The organism is Komagataeibacter xylinus, assembly GCF_031081985.1.
GTDB classification, from domain to species: Bacteria; Pseudomonadota; Alphaproteobacteria; order Acetobacterales; family Acetobacteraceae; genus Komagataeibacter; species Komagataeibacter xylinus_E.
Map to the genome: position 1 here is coordinate 644,720 of NZ_JARWSK010000001.1, position 21,242 is coordinate 665,961.

Below are 21,242 nucleotides of genomic sequence, written 5' to 3' on the forward strand. Positions count from 1 at the left end.
GCCCATCACGGTGCAGGCCGGGTGCGTGCATGACATCGTGGTTCATCATGCCAGCAGTTTATCCGGCCCGCATGCCACGGCAAGGCCACCACGGCACCGGGAGCATGACAAATGCATGACGGCGTGCAGGCTTATTCCGGCAGTGTTGCGATACGGATACGCTGGCCGGTCAGGCGTTCGATATCCTTCAGCGCCTGCCGCTCCTCGGGCGCGCACAGGGCCACGGCCATGCCGCGCCGGCCCGCGCGCGCCGTGCGGCCGATGCGGTGCACATAAGCCTCGGCGGGGGAGGGAATATCGTGGTTGATGACAAGGGCGATGTCGTCAATATCGATTCCACGCGCCATCACGTCGGTCGCCACCAGCACGCCCACGCGGCCCTGGCGGAAATCACGCAGCATGCGCTCGCGCCGGGCCTGCGAATGATCGCCATGGATGGCAACAGCGGGCGTAAGCTTCGAGACCGCGCGGGCAATGGCATCCGCCTCCTGTCGCGTGCGCACGAATATCATCACGCGCTGCATGCCATACTGCCGCAGGCAGGCCAGCGTTGCCTCCGCCTTGTGGCGCATCGGCACGAAAATGGCATATTGCGCGATGCGGGGCGCAGGAGCCTGCTCGGCCTCCATGCTCACGCGCACGGGCTTGTGCAGCAGGCGGGCGGCGAGTTCGGCCATGGCGGGCGGCATGGTGGCCGAGAAGAGCAGGGTCTGGTGGCGTGGCGGCAGGGCGTCGGCCAGGGCCAGCATGTCCTCGGCAAAATTGGGATCGAGCATGCGGTCCGCCTCATCAAGCACGAATTGCGTAATGGCGGACAGGTCGAGTTCGCCGCCCCGCGCAAGGTCGATCACGCGCCCCGGCGTGCCGACCACGATGGCGATTCCCTCGGCCAGCGTTTTCACCTGTGCTGCGCGCGCAGTGCCGCCGGTGGCCTGCAACGCACGCAGGCCACTGCCACGGGCGAGGCCACGCAGCACGCCCGCCGTCTGGCCCGCAAGCTCGCGCGTGGGCGAGAGCACAAGGCAGCGCACGCGGCTGTTATCGGCGCTGTCATCCGTGCCTTCACCCTGCATCAGCGCGGACAGCAGCGGGGCCGCGAAGGCGATGGTCTTGCCGCTGCCGGTGCTGGCAAGGGCCTCCACGTCCCGGCCCGCCATGATGGGGGGAATGACCGCGTTCTGGATCGCGGAAGGTTGGTGCAGGCCCATGCGGGCCAGTGCTGCCACCACGCGGCCATCAAGCCCCATGCCGGAAAATGTCGGTTCTGTCTCGCTCATTGCTGCCCCATAGCGCGGGTAAGCCCGCGACAAAAGGGGCAGGGCATTGACGGGCCGCCCCATGTCCCGCCAGATGGAGGCATGCAAGCCCCCTTACGCCCCGCAACCGTTATCGCGCCAGACCTTGCGGGCATGCGTTCGCAAACCTTTGGCCTGGCACAACGCGCGGGTCTTGAGCCCGAACTGCATGCCCTGGCGCCCCGCGGCCTGTGGCGGCACATGCCCGCCGCGTGGTGGCCCGCACCTCTGCGCGCGATAAAGCCGCTAAACCTGCCTGATACGTATCGCGACAACCCGGTCATCACCATAGGCGGCAGCGGCGGCGCGGTGGGGGCGGCGCTGAGGCGCGAAGGGGCCTGCGTGATACAGGTGCAGAACCCACGCCTTTCACCCACGCATTTCGATCTGGTCATTGCCAACCACCATGACCGGCTGCGCGGCCCCAATGTCGTGCTCACGCGCACCGCGCTCCATGGCATGACCCCCGCGCTGCTGGCGCAGGCGCGCCACGACTGGATGCCCCGGCTGGCACATCTGCCACGCCCGCTGGTTGCGGTGCTGGTGGGCGGCGGCAACGGGCGCTTTCGTCTTGGCCCGGCAGAAGGTGCTGCTCTGGCAGGCGAACTGTTGGCCATGATGCGACGCGACCATGTGGGTATTGCGCTCACGCCCTCGCGCCGCACCGACCCCGCCGTGTGCCGTGAACTGCAACGCGCCCTGGCTGGCCCCGATGCATGGGTGTGGGACCAGACCGGCCCCAACCCCTATCTTGGCCTGCTGGCCTGCGCCGATGCGATCGTGGTGACGATGGACAGCGTTTCCATGGTATCGGAAGCGGTGGCGACATCCGTGCCCGTGATGGTGGCAACACTGCCGGGCCGCTCACGCCGCATCGGGCATTTTTTGCGTGAACTCGAACAGGCGGGCCGCATCCGCCCCTTTGCCGGGCGGCTTGAAACATGGGGGGTCATGCCCCTTGATGATACCGAAGTGGCGGCGCAGGCCGTGCGGCATTACAGTGGCCTGCCACCCCTGGCCTGAATATTCTCCCGCCCGCACCGAAGTGGAACAAGACGGCACCCATGCTTGGCATTCGCACCTTTGACCCGCGCACCGGCGGCAACATGGCCTACCGGGCCCTGACCCATCCGCTGACCGCTGAAAAACTGGCCCTGCTGAACCGCACACTGGCCGAGGCCGGTCCTGTCGCGATCTATGACCCGCACGGCATGGCTGAGACCATTCTGCCATTACTGCCCGTGCCGCTACAGGTCGCGGGGCTGTACACCCATGATTCGCTCAGGGTAGGGCAGCCCTGCGCTGAGCAGGTCTTGCGCGCCCTGGCTGACCTGCCTGCAGGCACGGCCATGACCGTGTGGGCGCTGGATTTTGCATCCGCTGTCATGGAAAACCGCCTGGCGGGCCTCATGCCTGCGGGCGGCACGCTGCACACGCTGGCCCCGCTCCGCCTGCCGCAGGATATGCTCTCGGTGGGGCATCACTATCTTGACCGGCTCAATTTCGGCACCAATTTCGCTTTCTTTCGTGAAACGGACGAATTCTCCACCCGCCTGGTCACGGCCAATTACTGGGCCCGCTATGGCGCGCGCAACGTCAGGCTGTGGCTGCGGCTGTTTGATGAGGCGGGCTGCGTGCTGCACACGTGGGAGCAGCCTGTGCCGAAGGGGGAGCAGGCTATCGTGCTCGATAGCGCCGAGATCCGCCAGCGCTTCGGCCTGCCCACGTTTACCGGCCAGCTTTTCATCCACACCATCGGCATCGCGGGCCATGATGTGGTGAAATACGCGCTCGAGACGCGGGGCAAGGGGGCCAATGCCAGCCTGTCGGTCACGCATGATGCCAATGCCTGGCCTGCCAACCGCTACGCCAACCTGCCAGCCCCCGCACCGGGCGAGGACGTGGTGCTGTGGGTACAGAACAGCCACGACCTGACCATTCCCGCAGGTAGCATGACGCTGAACCGCATGGGATGTGACGAACAGGTGCCCATCAGCCAGACGCTGGCGCCATACCAGACGCTGGCGGTGCATCTGCGCGACATGCTGCCCGACCTCGCGTGGCCCGCGCAGGTTGAATTCCGTGCGGGCGGCTATGTCGTGCGCCCGCGCTATGAGGTGACGCGGGGGGCGCGCACCCGCATCGCGCACCTCAACGTACAGCGCGCCGATTTGCAGCCCGATCCCGGCATTGCGGAACTGGACCCGCGTTTTTTCGGGCGGGGCTATCTGCTGCCATTCCCCGTGCCCGACCCCGCGCGTTACCGCACGCTGGTCGTGCCGGCCCCCATGGCCGAGAGCCTGACAAGCCTGCCCGTGCGCGTGGACAGCTTCGAGCGCTCCGGGCAGGCCGGGCCCAGGCAGTTCATGGGCAATCTGGGGCGCGACCATGCCAGCGTGCTTGATGCGGGCGCGCTTGCTGCCAGCGCAGGGCATGCCGAACTTGTCTATGACTTCCGCGAAGGCGGGCAGGCCGATGGCTGGCTGCATGCTCTTATCCGCTATGAGGACCGTGTCAGCGGCCATGTGGCCGAGACCAGTTTTGGCGCGCATATCTTCAACACCGCCATGACCTATCGCGGTGAGCCGCAATCCTATGCTGGGCCGCCGCCGGGGCTTTCCACCAGGCTGTTCCTGACGGCAGCGCCGCATGAACCCTACAGTTTCTGCATGCTGATCTATCCGGCATCGGGGCCATGGCATGCGGTGTCCGATACGCGGCTGTCGCTCCATACAGCCGAGGGCACGGTCATGGCGGAGGAACACCTCGCCATTCCCCAATCCGGCTCCTGCGAAATCTGGCCGCATGAAGTATTCGGGCAGGCTGCGCTGGAAATTGCGGGTGAGGGGGCCTATGTCATCATCCGTGACACGACCTGCCGCCTGTTTGGCTATCATGGCCGCAGGAGCGGAGACGGACGGTTTTCAATCGACCATATGTTCGGCTTCTGAACGCACCGTCATGGCGGGGGAAAACGGATGGACAGGCGTGCGGCTGACGCGCATGAGGCACCCCGCCTGACCGCTTCGCAAGCAATGAACCGGCCCATGACCGGCATGGAGGTAGATCGACCACACCATGATCGTACAGGACACCAATTTCTTCTGTGACATGCCCGAAGACATGAAATACCTGCGCGACCGCAACCCGCCGCAGAATTTTCTTGAGCAGAACATGATCTTTGTCCTGCCCGAGCGGCTGCGCAAATTCCGCCGCAACCTATTTCATGTCCGGCGCACCCAAGCCGACGCCACCGTCTATGCGCCGCTGTTTCGGGTGCGCTGCATAACCGAGCGCGAGCCTGTGCCCGAAGGGTATGACGGCCCGTTTGATGTTTTTCCGTTCTACACAAACCCCACCCGCAAGCGCCGACGCACGCTTGATTACTACGTGCTGTTCCTGTTTCAGGACAAACTGTCCTACGTCAAATGCCGGGATGCGTTGGGGCAGGTGTCGTAGAGACACCTGTTTTTCAAAGCTTTTTGAAAAAATCTTTGCAGGCGGCCAGATAGGGCCAGCCTGTCTGCACGACAATGCGCTGCGTGTGCCATACCTCGTCAGGTGAGGCGTGCAATGCAGTCTTTATACTTATATTTTAAGGATTAAGGCCGGATGGTGGGTGCGACAGGGATTGAACCTGTGACCCCCGCCGTGTGAAGGCGATGCTCTACCGCTGAGCTACGCACCCATCCGCTTCGGTGGGGCTTACTTAGTCCAGCCAGGCGGGGGACGCAAGAGGGAAAAATCGCTTTCGGGTCATTTTCCACCTGCGCGGCGAAAACGGTAGGCCAGGGCCTCGGCAATATGGCCACGCTCCACATCGGGCTGCGCGCCCAGATCGGCGATGGTGCGGCCCACACGGAGCAGGCGGGTGAATCCACGGGCGGAAAGGCGCATTTTTTCAGCGGCCTGCACGGCAAAGTCACGCGCGGATGCGGTGATGCGGAACTCATCGGTCGAGGCCTCGGCATTGCGGGCCGCACCCTGACGGGCCTGCTGGCGGGCCACGGCCTCACGCACGCGGGCCGCCACGATGGCGCTGGCCTCACCGCCCCTGAGTTCGGCAATGCGGCTCAGGGGCATCGGTTCGACATGCACGGTCATGTCCAGCCGGTCGAGCAGCGGGCCGGACAGGCGGGCCTGATAATCCTCGCCACAGCGCGGCGCCTTGCGGCATTCCTGCGCCGCATCGCCCAGATAGCCGCATTTGCACGGGTTCATGGCCGCAATGAGCTGGAAGCGGGCAGGGTAAGTGACATGGGCCGCGGCCCGGGCGATGGAAATGCTGCCGGTTTCCATCGGCTGGCGCAGCACTTCGAGCGCGGAGCGGCCAAATTCGGGCATTTCATCCAAAAACAGCACGCCACGATGCGCCAGGCTAACCTCGCCGGGCCGGGCCCGCGCGCCGCCACCGCTCAGCGCCGCAGGGCTTGAGGAATGATGCGGATCGCGGAACGGCGGCCGGCGCACGGGCTGGCCATCCTTGAGCAGGCCGCCAATGCTGTGAATGCGGCTTATCTCCAGCATTTCAACCGGTGTCAGGTCAGGCATGATGCCGGGCAGGCGGGCGGCCAGCATGGATTTGCCAGCACCCGGCGGCCCGACCATGAGCAGCGAATGACGGCCCGCGGCGGCAATTTCCAGCGCGCGGCGCGCGGTTTCCATGCCACGGATGTCAGCAAGGTCGGGCAGGGCGCTCGGGTCTTCTGGCGCAATGGGGGGCAGTTCGACCGGCTCGATCACCTGCTGCCCGCGCAGATGGTTGAGCAGTTCGGGCAGGGAGCGGATGGCAAGGATATCCATCTCCTCACTGGCCCAGCGGGCCTCCACGCCCTGGGCTGCAGGGCAGATCAGCCCGAGCGACAGGCTGGCCGCGGTCATGGCCGCAGGCAGCACGCCACAGACCGGGTTGACGCCGCCATCAAGCGACAGTTCGCCCAGAGCCGCGTAACGCTGCGCCATATCGCCCGAAAGCAGGCCCATGACCACAAGCAGGGCAAGGGCGATGGGCAGGTCGAAATGCGATCCTTCCTTCATCAGGCTGGCAGGCACCATGTTGACCACGATGCGTTTGGCCGGCAGCGCAAGCCCCATGGCCGACAGGGCCGCGCGCACGCGCTCACGCGATTCATTGATGGCTTTGTCCGGAAGGCCCACGATCAGGAAGGATGGCAGGCCAACGGAAAGCTGGACCTCGACTTTGACAGGAACGGCCTCAATGCCGGAAAATGCAAAACCGCAGATCGATGCGAGCGCCGTATCAGTCATGCGTGGATGATGCCGGATTGCGGACGGCTTGGCCATTATGGAACATGGCGAAACTGGCTAGATCATACGCTCGGCCTTCTTTCATACCCAATTTGTTGGCATAATATTTCTTATAAAACTTTTGGGTGCGCGGGAAAGAGGTTACCTGTGGCCGACCTGTCTGCCTTTGCCATCCCATTCCGGCTGTGCGGTTTTGTGCACGCGGCTGTCCCAACCAGCCAGCCATCTCCCGCTGCTTGTGGCTGATATGCCACGGTGATGCGCCGCCCGGATACGGCGCATCACTTTCACCCTTCCCTTAAGCGTCGTGGTACATGTCGAGGTCGCCAAAGCGCGTGAACTCGCCTTCGAAGAACAGGTTCACCGTCCCTGTCGGGCCATGACGCTGCTTTTCCAGAATCAGCTCGGCACGGTTATGGGCCAGGTCCATCTTGCGCTGCCACTCCTCCATCGCGGTCTGGTACTTGTCCACGGAATCGTAGGAGGTTTCCTTGGGCTGGCGCTGCTGTAGGTAGTACTGGTCACGATAGACGAACATCACCGCATCCGCGTCCTGCTCGATCGAGCCGGATTCACGCAGGTCCGACAGCATGGGCCGCTTGTCTTCCCTGCTCTCCACCTGGCGTGAGAGCTGCGATAGCGCAATGACCGGCACCGAGAGTTCCTTGGCCAGCGCCTTGAGCCCCTGCGTGATCATGGAAATCTCGAGCACGCGGTTATCGGCCTTGGTGCCGACCGAGGGCCGCATGAGCTGCAGGTAATCGACCACCACGAGGCTCAGCCCCTTGGTGCGCGCCAGCCTGCGGCAGCGCGTGCGCATGGCCGAGAGCGTGATGGCGGGCGTATCGTCAATATGCAGCGGCAGTTGGGCCAGTTCGCGGCTGACCTGCACAAAGCGGTCGAATTCCTTCTGCACCAGTTCGCCACGGCGGATTTTCTCGCCCGAGACGCTGGATTGCTCAGACAGGATACGGGTAGCGAGCTGTTCGGCCGACATTTCCAGCGAGAAGATGGCGACCGAGCCCTTGGGCTTGGCATCATCCTCGGCATCGCGTGCAGCCTGCATGAGCGAGCGCGCGGCGGAGAACGCGATCTTGGTGGCCAGCGCCGTCTTGCCCATGGCGGGGCGCCCGGCCAGGATCAGCAGGTCGGATGGATGCAGGCCGCCGGTTTTCTTGTCGAGGTCGCGCAGGCCCGTGGTCAGGCCCACCACGTCGCCGTTACGGTCAAAGGCGTGCTGGGCAATCTTGACCGCATCGGCCAGGGCCCGGTCAAAGGACAGGAAGCCGCCATCCTGCCCCTTCTCGGTGGCGAGGCGGAACAGCGCCTCCTCGCTGGCGGCGATCTGGTCGGGGCCATCAAGGTCAGGGCGCGCGCCAAAGGCGTTGTTCACCACGTCCTGCCCGATATCGATCAGCTGGCGACGGATCCAGGCATCATGGATCACGCGGCCATAATCGGCAGCGTTGATGATGCCGACCATCGATGTCAGCAGCTTGGCCAGATAGGATGTGCCGCCCACGGGGTCGAGCACGCCGGTATTCTGGAAATAGATGCGCAGCGTGACCGGGTCGGCCAGCTTGCCTTCCTCGATATGCTGCGAAATCGCATCATAGATCTTCCCGTTGATCTCATCGGCGAAATGCGCGCCGGTCAGGAAGTCGGAAACACGATCATAGGCCTTGTTGTTGGTCAGCAACGCGCCGAGCAGCGCCTGCTCGGCCTGCAGGTTGGCAGGCGGCAGGCGCTGCGACACGCCAAGGAGCGAGTCCGGCTGGCGGGACTCAGCGGAGGGAGGATTCTGGATGGTATTCACGCCTTCCCTTCTATCCGATCAGACGGCCGTGCCGGAAGAGGTGATTACGCATGACCGCGCCAGCGGGCTGTCCTGCGTGGCATAATAAAAAACATGTTTTCTGCCCGGCTCCGGGCCAACGCGCGGGGTAGCGCGCTTTTTGCCCATGCCTGACAAGCCTGCAGGTGCCAAAGGCGCAGGCGGGCGGGTTGCCGCATGGGTCTTTTCTGATTAGGCGTCGAAAAATCCTTTCCGTGGAAATATGGTCATGACCCCACTCAACAAGACATCCCTGCCCCACCTGCCGCCCGAGATCGTGGTGCCTGCCTATGACCGCAGCAAGGTAACGCCCGGCATCGCGCATATCAGCGTTGGCAATTTTCATCGCGCGCATCAGGCCGTCTATATCGACCGCGTGCTGGCGCGCGCGGGCCAGGAAGGCTGGGGCCTGCTGGGCGTTGGCCTGATGGAAAACCCGCACGAGGCGCTCAAGGCGCAGGACATGGCAGCACAGGACTGCCTGTATTCCCTGACCGAATGCGCACCCGATGCGCCGAACGTGGTGCGCGTGATCGGCTCCATTACGGAGTATATGTACGCCCCCGCCGACCGGACCGCCACCATCGCCCGCCTGGCCGACCCCGCTATTCGCATTGTCAGCCTGACCGTGACCGAGGGTGGCTATTACGTTGATGAAAATGGCGTCTTCCCCCTCGATCACCCCGTCATTGCCGAAGACCTCAAGCGTGAGGTTCCGCACACGGTGTTCGGCCTGCTGACCGAGGCACTCCGCCAGCGGCGCGAGAGCGGTGCGGGTCCGTTCACCATCCTGTCATGCGACAACCTGCCCCAGAACGGCCATGTGGCCCGTGCCGCCTTCCTCGGATGGGCGCGGGCGCGTGACGCGGGGCTGGCGCAATGGATGGAGGAGAACGTCACCTTCCCCTGCACCATGGTGGACCGCATCACCCCCGCCGTGCACCCTGAGGATGTCAAACGCCTCGATGCCGAAAGCGGACTGGATGACCGTATTCCCGTTTTCTGCGAGGATTTCATCCAGTGGGTCGTCGAGGACAAATTCTGCGCGGGCCGCCCCGAACTCGATGCCGTGGGCGTGCAGTTTACCGATAATGTCGAGCCTTATGAGGCGGTGAAGCTGCACATGCTCAATGCCTCCCACTCGCTGCTCGGACTTTCGGGCGTGCTGTCGGGCTACCGGTTTGTCAGCGAGATCATGCTGGACCTCAACGAGGTGGCCCTCGTCGAGCAGTATCTGGCCTTTGATGCCGAACCCCTGCTGCATGCGCCACCAGGCATGGCGCTGCGGGACTATGGCAGGCGGCTGCTGCACCGTTTCCGCAACAAGGCGATCAGCGACCAGTTGCTGCGCATTGCCTTTGACAGCACCTCCAAGCTGTCCATGTTCATCAGGAGCACCGCCATGGGCGTGATCGCCCATAACCGCCCGGTAGAGCGGATTGCCTTCGTGGTGGCCTGCTATGCGGAATATCTGCGCGGGCGTGATGATAAAGGCACAGTCTATGATGTGGTCGAGCCACACCTGACCGATGAAGACCGCCTCAAAGCGGCCTCATCCAACCTTGAAGATGCCTTGGACATGACCGCCTTTGCAGGCTGGGACCTGCGGGAAAGCACGGTTTTCGTGCAGCGCTACCTTGCCTTGCGCCAGTCCCTGCGCGACCGGGGAACCCGCGCCACGCTGGCGGAGGTTATATCCGCCGGGGAATAGACGTTCAGGGGGAGATTTAACCTCCTGAAATATTACGACACACGTTTTATTCATAATGTTGGGCTTGACCTGATGGCGTCTCCTACGTTTTCTCATTGAAAATGTTCGGACTGTATCACGGTAATCAGGAAAACTTATGAATAGCCTCATGCGCTCGGCTCCCCTTCTCGCCGCGGCCATTGCCGTCTGCGCCCTGACAGGTCTCTACCTGCTGGGAGGCGGGCTATGGCTGTGTCTCATCGGCGGCTCCTTTTATTATGTCATCGCTGGCATATTGCTGCTGGTCACGGCCGTGCTGCTGGCGCGGCGGCAGGCCATGGCGCTTACGGTCTATGCCGTGCTCCTGCTTGGCACGATGGTATGGGCCGTGCAGGAAGCCGGGTTTGATTTCTGGGCACTCGCACCGCGTGGCGATATTCTGGTGCCCATTGGCATCGTGCTCGCCCTGCCGTGGGTCACGCGCCACCTGCAGCCTGCCAGCCCTGCCACCCGCCTGCCCCTGTTCGGCGCGATCGGTGCCGCCGTGGTCGTCGTTGGCGCGGCCCTGACACAGGACCCGCAGGATATCGCGGGCAGCCTGCCGCCCGTGGCGGAAAATGCCCCCGAGCCGGGCGATGCCCACCAGATGCCCGATGAGGACTGGCAGGCCTATGGCCGCACCCAGTTTGGTGACCGGTTCTCCCCGCTCAAGCAGGTCAATGCCAGCAATGTCAGCAAGCTGAAGGTTGCCTGGACCTTCCGCACCGGCGACCTGCGCGGACCCAATGACCCCGGTGAAATCACCGACGAAGTCACGCCCATCAAGATCCGTGATACGCTCTACCTGTGCACCCCCCACCAGATCCTGTTCGCGCTCGATGCGAAGACCGGCCAGCAGCGGTGAAAGTTTGACCCCAAGCTGGCCTACAACCCCACCTTCCAGCACCTGACCTGCCGTGGCGTGTCCTATCATGAGGACAAGGCGGATGATGCGCAGGCAGCAGAGGGTGCCGCAGCGCCGACCGAATGCGCGCGCCGCATTTTCCTGCCCACCAATGATGGCCAGCTTTTCGCGCTCGATGCCGCAACCGGCGCGCGCTGCGCAAGCTTTGGCAATAATGGCGTGGTGAACCTGCAGGACGGCATGCCGGTCAAGACGCTGGGCTTTTACGAACCCACCTCTCCCCCGGTCGTGACCGATACCACCGTGATCGTGTCCGGCGCCGTAACCGACAACTATTCCACGCATGAGCCTTCGGGGGTGACGCGCGGCTTCGACGTGCATACCGGCGCGCTGAAATGGGCGTTCGACCCCGGCAACCCCGATCCGAACGAGATGCCGTCCGAGCACCACAGCTTCGTGCCGAACTCACCCAATTCGTGGATCACGTCATCCTATGACGCCAAACTCGACCTGATCTACATCCCCATGGGCGTGCAGACGCCCGATATCTGGGGAGGCAACCGCGGTGCCGATGCCGAGCGCTATGCAAGCTCCATCGTGGCGCTCAACGCCTCCACCGGCAAGCTGGTCTGGTCCTACCAGACCGTGCACCACGACCTGTGGGACATGGACATCCCCGCCCAGCCCAGCCTGGTCGATATCCGCAACGAACAGGGCGAGGTCATCCCCACCCTGTACGCCCCGGCCAAGACCGGCAACATCTTCGTGCTTGACCGGCGCAACGGCCGGCTCGTGGTCCCTGCCCCCGAACAGCCGGTGCCGCAGGGCGCAGCGCCGGGCGATCACGTTTCGCCCACGCAGCCCTTCTCGCAGCTGAGCTTCCGCCCCAAGAAGCTGCTGACCGATGCCGACATGTGGGGCGGCACGATGTATGACCAGCTGATCTGCCGCATCATGTTCCATCGCCTGCGCTATGACGGCACATTCACGCCGCCTTCGCTGCAGGGCACGCTGGTCTTCCCCGGCAACCTTGGCATGTTCGAATGGGGCGGGCTTGCGGTTGACCCCGTGCGCCAGATCGCGATTGCCAACCCCATCGCCATTCCGTTCGTTTCCAGACTGATCCCGCGCGGGCCGAACAACCCGGCAACGCCTGACAAGTCCCTGCCCTCGGGCTCGGAGAGTGGCGTGCAGCCGCAGTTTGGCGTGCCTTACGGCGTGGACCTGCATCCGTTCCTCTCGCCGTTTGGCCTGCCGTGCAAGCAGCCTGCCTGGGGCTACATGTCGGGCATCGACCTGCGCACCAACAAGATCGTGTGGAAGCACCGCAACGGCACGATCCGTGACAGCGCGCCGCTGCCCCTGCCCATCAAGATGGGCGTGCCCAGCCTTGGCGGCCCGCTCACCACGGCGGGTGGCGTGGCCTTCCTCACCTCTACGCTCGATTACTACATCCGCGCCTATGACGTGACGAATGGCCAGGTGCTGTGGCAGGACCGCCTGCCCGCCGGTGGCCAATCCACGCCCATGACCTATGCGGTCGATGGCAAGCAGTACATCGTCACGGCTGATGGCGGCCACGGGTCGTTCGGCACCAAGCTTGGTGACTACATCGTCGCCTACAGCCTGCCTGACGGGAACTGAGGCCCCGCACCGGGGAAGGATTTTTTCCTTCCCCGGCTTGACATTGCCCGTCACATCTATATTCACCTGTATATAGATGCTGCTCATACAGGCCACCTTGCAAACCATTATCCACGGTTTTGCAGGGATTTTGTGCATTCAGCAGAAAATCAAATAAGTCTTATCATCGCTTTGATCTTACGCGCGCCCGAATGGCTTGATTAGGAAACGGTAATACTAAAGTTTCCGCCGTGGCGCCGATGTTCCCGCACATCCGGCAGTTCCGGTGCTTCGGAGGGGGTGCAATGTTGCGCCGCCTCCTGTGTTTCGCGCCATGACGGCACTGGAACCGGGCGGATGATACGGGGTGATATGATGACTTTCACAACCGCGAGAACATCGTGATTAAACGTATTGCAGCAGCGATTGTGGGGATCGGTGTCGCCGGTGGCGTCGGGTTCCTGGCCTATGCATGGTATCCGGCCATTGCGCCGGTTGCACCGCCTCCTCCCTCCACCTTCACCGCCGCCCAGATCGAGCGCGGGCGCGTGCTGGCCGCTGGCGGCTACTGCGCGGAGTGCCATACCCGCACCGATGGCGTGCGTGGCGTCGAGCTTGCAGGTGACTACAAGATGGACACGCCCTTTGGCGCCATCTTCTCCTCCAACATCACGCCCGACCCCGAGACGGGCATCGGCCACTGGTCGGAGGCTGCCTTCAAGCGCGCCATGCGCAAGGGCATCTCGCGTGACGGCACGCAGCTCTTCCCCGCCTTCCCGTTCGATCACTTCACCCACATGACGGATGAGGACATCGACGCGGTCTACGCCTTCCTCATGACGCGCCAGCCCGTGCATTCGGTCAAGCGCGACAATACGGTGGGCTTCCCCTTCAACATCCGCCTCGAGCAGGCGGGCTGGAAACTCCTGTTCCTGCATGAAGGGCCGCTCAAGAACAACCCGAAGCAGGATGCCGAGTGGAACCGTGGCGCCTACCTGGCCGAAGGCCTGAGCCACTGCTCGGCGTGCCACACGCCGCGTAACCTGATGGGGGCCGAAAAGGCTGGCGCGCCCTATGATGGCGCCCCGGTCGATAACTGGATCGCCCCCCCGCTCAATGATCATAACCCGACCCCGGTCGTATGGACCGAGGACGAGTATTTCAAATACCTGCGCTTTGGTTCCGCGCCGCTGCACGGCAGTGCCGCTGGCCCGATGTCGCCGGTGGTGCATGGCGGCCTGAGCGAAATGCCGGAATCGGACGTGCATGCCATCGCGCATTACCTGGCCGAGATCGATCATGCCTCGACCCGCGTCAGCCAGGACCCCAAGGCCCTTGCATGGGCCATGAAGGCATCGATGAAGGATCTGGTCGGCCCGCAGGTCAACCCGAACGCCAAGCTCTATGCCGGCGCCTGTGCCGCGTGCCACGCCAATGCAGGCCCGCAGCCGGTTGAAGGCCGCCCCGATCTCGCGCTGAACAATGCGCTGTGGCTGGATGAGCCGACCAACCTGTTCCAGGTCATCCTGCGCGGGATTGGCACGACGGAAGGCATTTCCACGGTGTCCATGCCCAGTTTCTACCATTCCTTCTCGGATGCGGATCTGGCCCGGCTGGCAACCTACCTGCGCGCAACCCGCACGACCCTGCCGCCGTGGAACGATCTCGAAAAGAAGGCCGCCGACGTGCGCAAGACCCTGCCTACGCCGCCTGTCGCGTCGTCCCATTGAGCTGAAAGACGGAGCTAGAACATGACGACCTTTCGCCTCAATGGACGAGACGTAACCGTTGACGTGCCGGATGATACCCCCCTGCTGTGGGTCATCCGCGACGAAGTTGGCCTGACCGGAACAAAATTCGGTTGTGGCATCGGCATGTGTGGTGCGTGCACCATCCATATCGGTGGCCGGGCCACCCGCTCGTGCGTGACGCCAGTCAGCGCGGCAGAAGGTGCCGACATCACCACGATCGAAGGCATCGACCCCGAGGGTAACCACCCCGTGCAGCAGGCCTGGCGCGAGATCCAGGTGCCGCAATGCGGCTACTGCCAGTCCGGGCAGATCATGCAGGCCGTGAGCCTGCTGAAGGATTACCCTTCTCCCACGGATGAGGAAATCGATGCCGTCATGGCGGGCAGCCTGTGCCGGTGCATGACCTACATTCGCATTCGTGAGGCCATCAAGAAGGCCGCGGCCAACGCACGCGGAGATGCATCAAATGGGTAGATTAAACCGCTTCCGCCTGGGCAAGGACGGACGCCGCGAACAGACCAACCTGTCGCGTCGCGGCTTTCTTGTCACATCGTTGGGGGCCGGGGTCATGTTCGGCTTCGCGCGCCCGGCCTCGGCCAACCAGATTTTCCCGCTCGACAAGGCGCTGCCCGGCGATGGCGCGTTCGAGCCGACCATCTGGTGCTCGATCGCGCCCGATGGCGAGATCACGGTCAACATCATCCGCGCGGAAATGGGCCAGCATATCGGCACGGCGCTTGCCCGCATCATCGCGGACGAGATGGAAGCCGACTGGAGCAAGGTCCGCATCAACTACGTCGATACCGACCCCAAATGGGGCCTGATGGTGACCGGCGGCAGTTGGTCGGTATGGATGACGTGGGATGTGTTCCGCCAGGCCGGTGCCGCGACCCGCACCGCGCTGGTCGAGGAAGCCGCCCGCCTGCTTGGCACGACACCCGACAAGTGCACGGTCGCCAATGGCATCGTGACGGCTGGCACCAGGCAGATCAGCTTTGGTGATATCGTGGCCAAGGGCCATCCGTCGCATTCCTTCACGCCTGAGGAAATGGCCAAGCTGCCGCTCAAGCCCGCGAGCGAACGCCGCCTGATCGGCAATGCCGAGATCAAGGCTCTGGACATTCCCGCCAAGACCAACGGCACCGCCATCTACGGCATCGACGTCAAGGTTGAGGGCATGGTCTATGCCCGCCCCAAGATGCCGCCGACCCGCTATGGCTCGAAGGTGCGCTCCGTTGATGATACGGACGCCAGGAAGATCAAGGGCTACGAGCGCTACCTGATTATCGAAGATCCGTCCGAGGTGGTGCAGGGCTGGGTTGTGGTGCTGGCCAAGACCTACAGCGCCGCCATCCGCGCAGCCGATGCGCTGAAGGTGGACTGGACGCCGGGCGAGACCATCCACACATCCGAGGCGGACATTCAGGACCGTGGCCGCGAGCTGATCAAGAACAGGGATGGTGGCGTCTACATCTTCAATGATGATGGCGTGGACCAGGCCTTCACCAGCGCGCATACGGTCATGGAGCAGGAATATACCTGCGCATCCGTGCTGCACTACCAGCTTGAGCCGACCAATGCCGTCGCCTTCGAGAAGGATGGCGTGTACGAGATCCATGCTGGCAACCAGTGGCAGAGCCTGATCCTGCCCACGCTGGCCAAGGCGCTGCAGGTGCCCGAGAGCAAGGTGATCCTGCGCAGCTACCTGCTTGGTGGCGGGTTTGGCCGCAGGCTGAATGGTGACTACATGATCCCCGCCGCCCTTGCGTCGAAGGCGCTTGGTGGCAAGCCGGTCAAGCTGATCCTGACCCGCTCGGATGACATGCAGTTCGATTCCTTCCGCTCGCCTTCCGTCCAGCGCGTGCGCATGGCGTTTGATGGCAGCGACAGGATCACGGGCATGGACTACCAGGCCGCCGCGGGCTGGCCCACGGGTGTCATGGCCGAAGTCTTCATGGAAAAGGGCGTGGACGGCAAGCCTTATGACCAGTTCGCCATCGCCGGTGGCGATCACTGGTACGAGGTGGGGGCCTTCCGGGTGCGCGCGCTGCGCAACGACCTGGCGGAGAAGACCTTCCGCCCTGGCTGGCTGCGTTCGGTCAGCCCTGGCTGGACCAGTTGGGGGGTCGAGTGCTTCCTCGATGAGGTCGCGCATCGCCAGAAAAAAGACCCTGCCCAGTTCCGCCTTGACCTGCTGACCGCACAGGGCCGCAACAAGGGTGAAGCGCCGGACTCCGTCGGTGGCGCGCTGCGTCAGGCTGCCGTTGTGCGCCGCCTGATGGAAAAGGTGAACTGGGGCAAGACCACCCTGCCCAAGGATACCGCACTCGGCCTTGCCACAACGGCAGGGCAGGAACGCGGCATGCCGACCTGGATCGGCTGCGTGGCACAGGTGCATGTTGACCGCAGCACCGGCGTGGTCACCTGCCAGAAGCTGACCATCGTGGTTGATGCGGGCACCGTGGTTGACCCCGATGGCGCCAAGGCCCAGACCGAGGGTGCCGCGCTGTGGGGCCTGAGCATGGTCCTGTTCGAGAACACGGAAATCGTGAACGGCCTGCCCGTGGACCGGAACCTCAACACCTATACTCCGCTGCGTATTGCCGATACGCCGGAGATGGACATTGAGTTCCTGCCCAGCACCGAAAAGCCGATGGGCCTTGGTGAGCCGGGCACGACGGTGGTGGGGCCAGCCATTGGCAACGCCATCTTCAATGCCGTGGGCGTGCGCCTGCGCCACATGCCGGTGCGCCCGGCCGATGTGCTGCGCGGATTGCAGGGAAGCTGATCCCTTCTGTCCTGATGCGATAGAAAAGCCCGGCATGCGCCTTGCATGCCGGGCTTTTTTCATGGCCTGCGCATTGCCTTCAGCTACCGGGGCGCATGCCCATGCAGGCGGCCAGAATCGCCACGAAGCACAGCTCCGCCAGGCAGATGACAAACCACTGCACCGTCATGTAGCCCCGTGGCATCGCCCCCTGCCGCCAGGCCATGCGCTCCACCACGACTGTTGCAGCAAACCCTGCAATCAGTGTCATGAGCCCGGCGAGTTCCTGCACGGTGGCGGCGCATAGCCCGATCCAGCCAATGAAGGCAGGCAGTCCGCCCAGTGCGAGGCGCAGGTTGGTCAGCCGCTGCGTGCCGCCTGCGGGTATGATGTCAGGCTGCTCCAGCGCCAGGCCCCAATGCACCGCCCCGAGGAACGACAGCATGACCGCCCCATAGCCCACGGCGGCGGTCAGCAGGCGTGGGGTGTGGTCGGGTGAAAGGAACAGAATCGCGCAGGTGCAGCCAACCAGTGGCAGCAGGCTGGCCAGGGCGGTGACGATGGCAAGCAGCGGCAGGCGTTTCACGGCAGGGGGTCTCCTAATATCTTGTGCTGAGTGCATAGCCTACTCTGGCGCGATGCGTTGCATCTGTTATCGTGGGGAAGGATATGCGTGCCGGTGGCATGCGGTATCCCCATAATGTCAAATCTGAGGAAACAGATACCATGAGCGCCATTATCGATATCATCGCCCGTGAAATCCTTGACAGCCGGGGCAATCCCACCATCGAGGTGGATGTTGAGCTGGCATCGGGCGCCAAGGGCCGCGCCGCCGTGCCGTCAGGCGCTTCCACCGGCGCGCATGAAGCCGTGGAACTGCGTGATGGCGACCCCAAGCGCTATGGCGGCAAGGGCGTGCTCAAGGCTGCGGCCAATGTCGAAGGTGAAATCCTCGAAGCATTGCAGGGCGTGGAATCGACCGACCAGGTCGCCATTGACGAGGCGATGATCGACCTTGATGGCACCCCCAACAAGGCCCGGCTGGGTGCCAACGCCATCCTTGGCGTATCGCTTGCGGTCGCCAAGGCCTCGGCGGAGGAACTGCAGGTCCCCCTCTACCGCTACGTGGGCGGCGTCTATGCGCGCACCCTGCCCGTGCCGATGATGAACATCATCAATGGCGGCCAGCATGCCGATAACCCGATCGACATCCAGGAATTCATGATCCAGCCCGTGGGTGCCCCCACGGTCACCGATGCCATCCGCATGGGGTCCGAAATCTTTGCCCAGCTCAAGAAGAGCCTGTCAGGCGCTGGCTACAACACCAATGTCGGCGATGAAGGCGGGTTTGCCCCGGCGCTGAAATCGGCGGATGAAGCGCTTGGCTTCATGATGCGCGCGGTCGAGGCGGCGGGCTACAAGCCGGGTGATGACGTGACCTTCGCCCTCGATTGCGCGGCCACCGAGTTCTATAAAAATGGCCGCTACGAACTGGCGGGAGAGGACAGGAGCCTCGATGCGGCTGGCATGATCGCCTATCTGGCCGATCTCTCCGCCCGCTACCCCATCATCTCCATCGAGGATGGCCTTGCGGAAGACGACTGGGAAGGCTGGGCCGAGCTGACCGCCAATCTGGGCCACAAGCTGCAACTGGTGGGCGATGACCTGTTCGTGACCAACCCCGACCGCCTGCGCCGGGGCATCAAGGATGGCGTAGCCAATTCCCTGCTGGTCAAGGTCAACCAGATCGGCACGCTGAGCGAGACGCTGGAAGCGGTGCAGATGGCCCAGCATGCGGGCTATACGGCCGTGATGAGCCACCGCTCGGGCGAGACGGAAGACAGCACCATCGCCGACCTGGCCGTGGCGACGAATTGCGGGCAGATCAAGACCGGCTCGCTGTCGCGCTCCGACCGCACGGCAAAATACAACCAGCTGATCCGTATCGAGAACGAACTGGCCACGGCGGCACGCTATGCCGGGCGCACGATTCTCAAGAACGGGTGACACGCTGGCCCGGACGGGTTAAGCCCGTCCGGCTTACAGGAATACGGCAAGGGGAGATGGAATGCAGATAGTCAGGATCGCGAAGCGTGTGATGCGGGCAACCATTCCCCCTGCCCTGTTCATCGCGCTGACAGGCTATTTTGGCTGGAACGTCATGCGTGGCGAGCATGGGCTGCACAGCTACGCCACGCAACTGCACCTGCTTGATGAAGCGCGTTCGGCCCAGCAGGACGCCACCGCCGAGCAGGAAGTGTGGCTGCGCCGCGTGCGTGGCCTCAAGGAAGGCGCGCTCGACACCGACCTGCTCGATGAACGCGCCCGCTCCATGCAGAACCTCGCGCGCCAGGACGAGATTGTGGTGCCTTATGCCGAGCATGACCATCTGTACTGAAGGGTCCGGCGCTACGGCAGGCAGCAGATATAAAAAAACCCCGGCGGAAAACCTGCCGGGGTTTTTTTCATCTCCACAGATCGGGAGATTATTTGATCTTCGCTTCGCGGAAGGCCACGTGCTTGCGCGCGACGGGGTCGTATTTCCGCAGTTCCATCTTGCCATTCTGGGCGCGGGCATTCTTCTTGGTCACATAGAAGTAGCCCGTGTCCGCCGTGGAGACGAGTTTGATCTGAATGGTGTTGCTCTTGGCCATGATATCCTCAGCACTGCTCCGCCGCTGCTGGAACACTCAGGTGCAGCAGTGGTTCAAGTTGGCGGAAAATGCGCATACACAAGGCTCAGGTCAAGCGCCTTGACCAATATTTCTGCTGGAATCGACCCAGAATGGCAAAAAAAATGGAGTGCCGTGCCCGATGTTGAGTGTAGCGCAAGCCCGTGAGCGGATTCTGGAGGGGGTTTTCCCCCTGCCTGCCGAGGTCGTGGCCCTGACCGATGCCTGCGGGCGCGTTAGCGCGGCCCCCATCATGGCGGAGCTGTTCAACCCGCCAGAAGATGTCTCGTCCATGGATGGCTACGCCGTGCGCGCGGCTGATCTTTCGGCTGGCGGGGTAACGCTTGCCTGCATTGCCGAGGCCCCTGCGGGCCATCCCTTTACCGGCACGGTTGGCCCGGGGCAATGCGTGCGGATCTTTACCGGTAGCGTGATGCCCGCAGGCGCCGACGCCGTGCTGATACAGGAAAATGCGCAGCGCGAGGGTGCGAGCGCGCACACCACGCACACGCTCGCACCCGGCACCTATGTGCGTCGCAAGGGGCAGGATTTTGCAGCGGGGCAGATGCTTGTGCCTGCAGGCCACAGGCTGTCAGCACGGGATGTGGGGCTGGCGGCAGCGGCCAACAATGCATGGGTGCAGGTAACGCGCCGCCCGCGCGTGGCCATTGCCGCCACGGGCGATGAACTGCTGCTGCCCGGCAGCCCCATTGGCGCGGGCCAGATCGCCAACGCCAATACGCCCATGCTGGCTGCCCTGCTGCGCGCCGTGGGCGCCGAGCCCGTCATGCTGCCGGTGCTGCGTGATGACATGGCCGACATGGCAACGCTCGAGCGCATGGTCGATGGCGTGGACATGCTGCTGACCGCAGGCGGCGCCAGCGTGGGCAGCCATGACCTGGTGCGACGCGGGCTGGAACAGGTAGGGTTGAAAACCGATTTCTGGAAGATTGCCATGCGTCCGGGCCGCCCGCTGATGTCAGGCCATCTGGGCCGCCTGCCCTTTATCGGCCTGCCAGGCAACCCGGTTGCGGCCTTCGTGTGTTCCATCGTGTTCGTGCTGCCTGCCCTGCGGCGCATGGCCGGGCTGGCGCAGGCCATCGAGCCGCCGACACGCGCCATTCTGGGCTGCGACGTGCCTCAAAACGACCAGCGCATGGACCACCTGCGCGCAACCCTTGCCCATGACGGACAGGGCCGCCTGGTGGCAACGCCCTTCCCCGTGCAGGATTCGGCCATGCTGCACGTGCTGGCGCAAAGCCAGGCGCTGGTGCTCCGCGCGCCCCATGCGCCTGCGGCGCAGGCAGGCGATGAATGCGCGGTCATCCGTATCGATCATGTCTTTGCATAGGCTGCAATGCCGGTTGACGCGCAAGGGGGAACCAATATAGAACATGGAACAGGTTTTTGATTTGTTCCATGGCGTTCGCGCATTGGC

Annotated in this window: 15 protein-coding genes, 1 tRNA gene and 1 pseudogene; 11 read left to right on the forward strand and 6 right to left on the reverse strand. The window is 63.7% G+C overall.

The features are described 5' to 3' along the window. Positions 1-131: 131 nt before the first annotated feature. On the reverse strand, positions 132-1,247 hold the full coding sequence (locus tag QEG70_RS03255) for a DEAD/DEAH box helicase (RefSeq protein ID WP_308719447.1): 1,116 nt from the start codon (positions 1,245-1,247) through the stop codon (positions 132-134). Positions 1,248-1,358: 111 nt separating this feature from the next. Here QEG70_RS03255 and QEG70_RS03260 point away from each other — a divergent pair, with 111 nt between their 5' ends. The 3 genes from QEG70_RS03260 to QEG70_RS03270 all read left to right on the forward strand — a co-directional run bounded on the left by QEG70_RS03260 (position 1,359) and on the right by QEG70_RS03270 (position 4,754). Then, positions 1,359-2,318 (forward strand): mitochondrial fission ELM1 family protein, encoded by a 960-nt coding sequence (locus QEG70_RS03260; protein WP_308719333.1) that lies wholly within the window; start codon positions 1,359-1,361, stop codon positions 2,316-2,318. A gap of 41 nt (positions 2,319-2,359) precedes the next feature. After that, positions 2,360-4,246 carry a hypothetical protein gene (locus tag QEG70_RS03265; RefSeq protein WP_308719334.1) on the forward strand — a complete coding sequence of 629 codons (1,887 nt, stop codon included), beginning with the start codon at positions 2,360-2,362 and terminating at the stop codon, positions 4,244-4,246. Between the two features lie 127 nt (positions 4,247-4,373). Next, positions 4,374-4,754, forward strand: coding sequence for a hypothetical protein (locus QEG70_RS03270; protein WP_308719335.1), 381 nt, complete (start codon positions 4,374-4,376; stop codon positions 4,752-4,754). Positions 4,755-4,908: 154 nt separating this feature from the next. Here the strand turns inward: QEG70_RS03270 and QEG70_RS03275 are convergent. From QEG70_RS03275 to QEG70_RS03285, 3 genes are all read right to left on the reverse strand, one after another. Beyond that, positions 4,909-4,983 (reverse strand) — tRNA-Val (locus tag QEG70_RS03275). A gap of 68 nt (positions 4,984-5,051) precedes the next feature. After that, positions 5,052-6,563, reverse strand: a complete 1,512-nt coding sequence (locus tag QEG70_RS03280) for a YifB family Mg chelatase-like AAA ATPase (RefSeq protein ID WP_308719336.1) — start codon at positions 6,561-6,563, stop codon at positions 5,052-5,054. Between the two features lie 298 nt (positions 6,564-6,861). Continuing rightward, on the reverse strand, positions 6,862-8,379 hold the full coding sequence (locus QEG70_RS03285) for a replicative DNA helicase (protein WP_308719337.1): 1,518 nt from the start codon (positions 8,377-8,379) through the stop codon (positions 6,862-6,864). A 247-nt stretch (positions 8,380-8,626) separates the two neighbouring features. Here QEG70_RS03285 and QEG70_RS03290 point away from each other — a divergent pair, with 247 nt between their 5' ends. The 5 genes and pseudogenes from QEG70_RS03290 (at position 8,627) to QEG70_RS03310 (ending at position 17,153) form a co-directional block, all read left to right on the forward strand. Further along, positions 8,627-10,108, forward strand: coding sequence for a mannitol dehydrogenase family protein (locus QEG70_RS03290; protein ID WP_308719338.1), 1,482 nt, complete (start codon positions 8,627-8,629; stop codon positions 10,106-10,108). 136 nt (positions 10,109-10,244) lie between these two features. After that, positions 10,245-12,635, forward strand: a pseudogene (locus QEG70_RS03295) (glucose/quinate/shikimate family membrane-bound PQQ-dependent dehydrogenase). Between the two features lie 380 nt (positions 12,636-13,015). Beyond that, positions 13,016-14,344, forward strand: coding sequence for a cytochrome c (locus QEG70_RS03300; protein WP_308719339.1), 1,329 nt, complete (start codon positions 13,016-13,018; stop codon positions 14,342-14,344). A 21-nt stretch (positions 14,345-14,365) separates the two neighbouring features. Continuing rightward, entirely contained in the window at positions 14,366-14,839 is a 474-nt protein-coding gene (locus QEG70_RS03305; protein WP_061271735.1) for a (2Fe-2S)-binding protein, read from the forward strand. Further along, the gene (locus tag QEG70_RS03310; protein WP_308719340.1) at positions 14,832-17,153 is read left to right on the forward strand and encodes a xanthine dehydrogenase family protein molybdopterin-binding subunit; all 2,322 of its coding nucleotides are present in this window, start codon (positions 14,832-14,834) and stop codon (positions 17,151-17,153) included. The genes QEG70_RS03305 and QEG70_RS03310 overlap by 8 nt, the downstream gene beginning before the upstream one ends. Before the next feature lie 79 nt (positions 17,154-17,232). On the opposite strand, the gene QEG70_RS03315 is transcribed toward QEG70_RS03310, so the two are convergent. Next, positions 17,233-17,718 carry a DUF3429 domain-containing protein gene (locus tag QEG70_RS03315; RefSeq protein WP_308719341.1) on the reverse strand — a complete coding sequence of 162 codons (486 nt, stop codon included), beginning with the start codon at positions 17,716-17,718 and terminating at the stop codon, positions 17,233-17,235. Between the two features lie 140 nt (positions 17,719-17,858). Here QEG70_RS03315 and eno point away from each other — a divergent pair, with 140 nt between their 5' ends. Both eno and QEG70_RS03325 read left to right on the forward strand, forming a co-directional pair. Further along, positions 17,859-19,139: a phosphopyruvate hydratase gene (gene eno / locus QEG70_RS03320; RefSeq protein ID WP_061271804.1), complete on the forward strand. Its 1,281-nt coding sequence runs from the start codon at positions 17,859-17,861 to the stop codon at positions 19,137-19,139. Between the two features lie 61 nt (positions 19,140-19,200). Beyond that, positions 19,201-19,530 (forward strand): FtsB family cell division protein, encoded by a 330-nt coding sequence (locus tag QEG70_RS03325; RefSeq protein ID WP_308719342.1) that lies wholly within the window; start codon positions 19,201-19,203, stop codon positions 19,528-19,530. An 88-nt stretch (positions 19,531-19,618) separates the two neighbouring features. On the opposite strand, the gene rpmG is transcribed toward QEG70_RS03325, so the two are convergent. Further along, positions 19,619-19,786: a 50S ribosomal protein L33 gene (gene rpmG, locus QEG70_RS03330; protein ID WP_308719343.1), complete on the reverse strand. Its 168-nt coding sequence runs from the start codon at positions 19,784-19,786 to the stop codon at positions 19,619-19,621. Between the two features lie 160 nt (positions 19,787-19,946). On the opposite strand from rpmG, the gene QEG70_RS03335 reads away from it, so the two are divergent. Continuing rightward, positions 19,947-21,155: a molybdopterin molybdotransferase MoeA gene (locus QEG70_RS03335; RefSeq protein WP_308719344.1), complete on the forward strand. Its 1,209-nt coding sequence runs from the start codon at positions 19,947-19,949 to the stop codon at positions 21,153-21,155. Positions 21,156-21,242 lie beyond the last annotated feature (87 nt).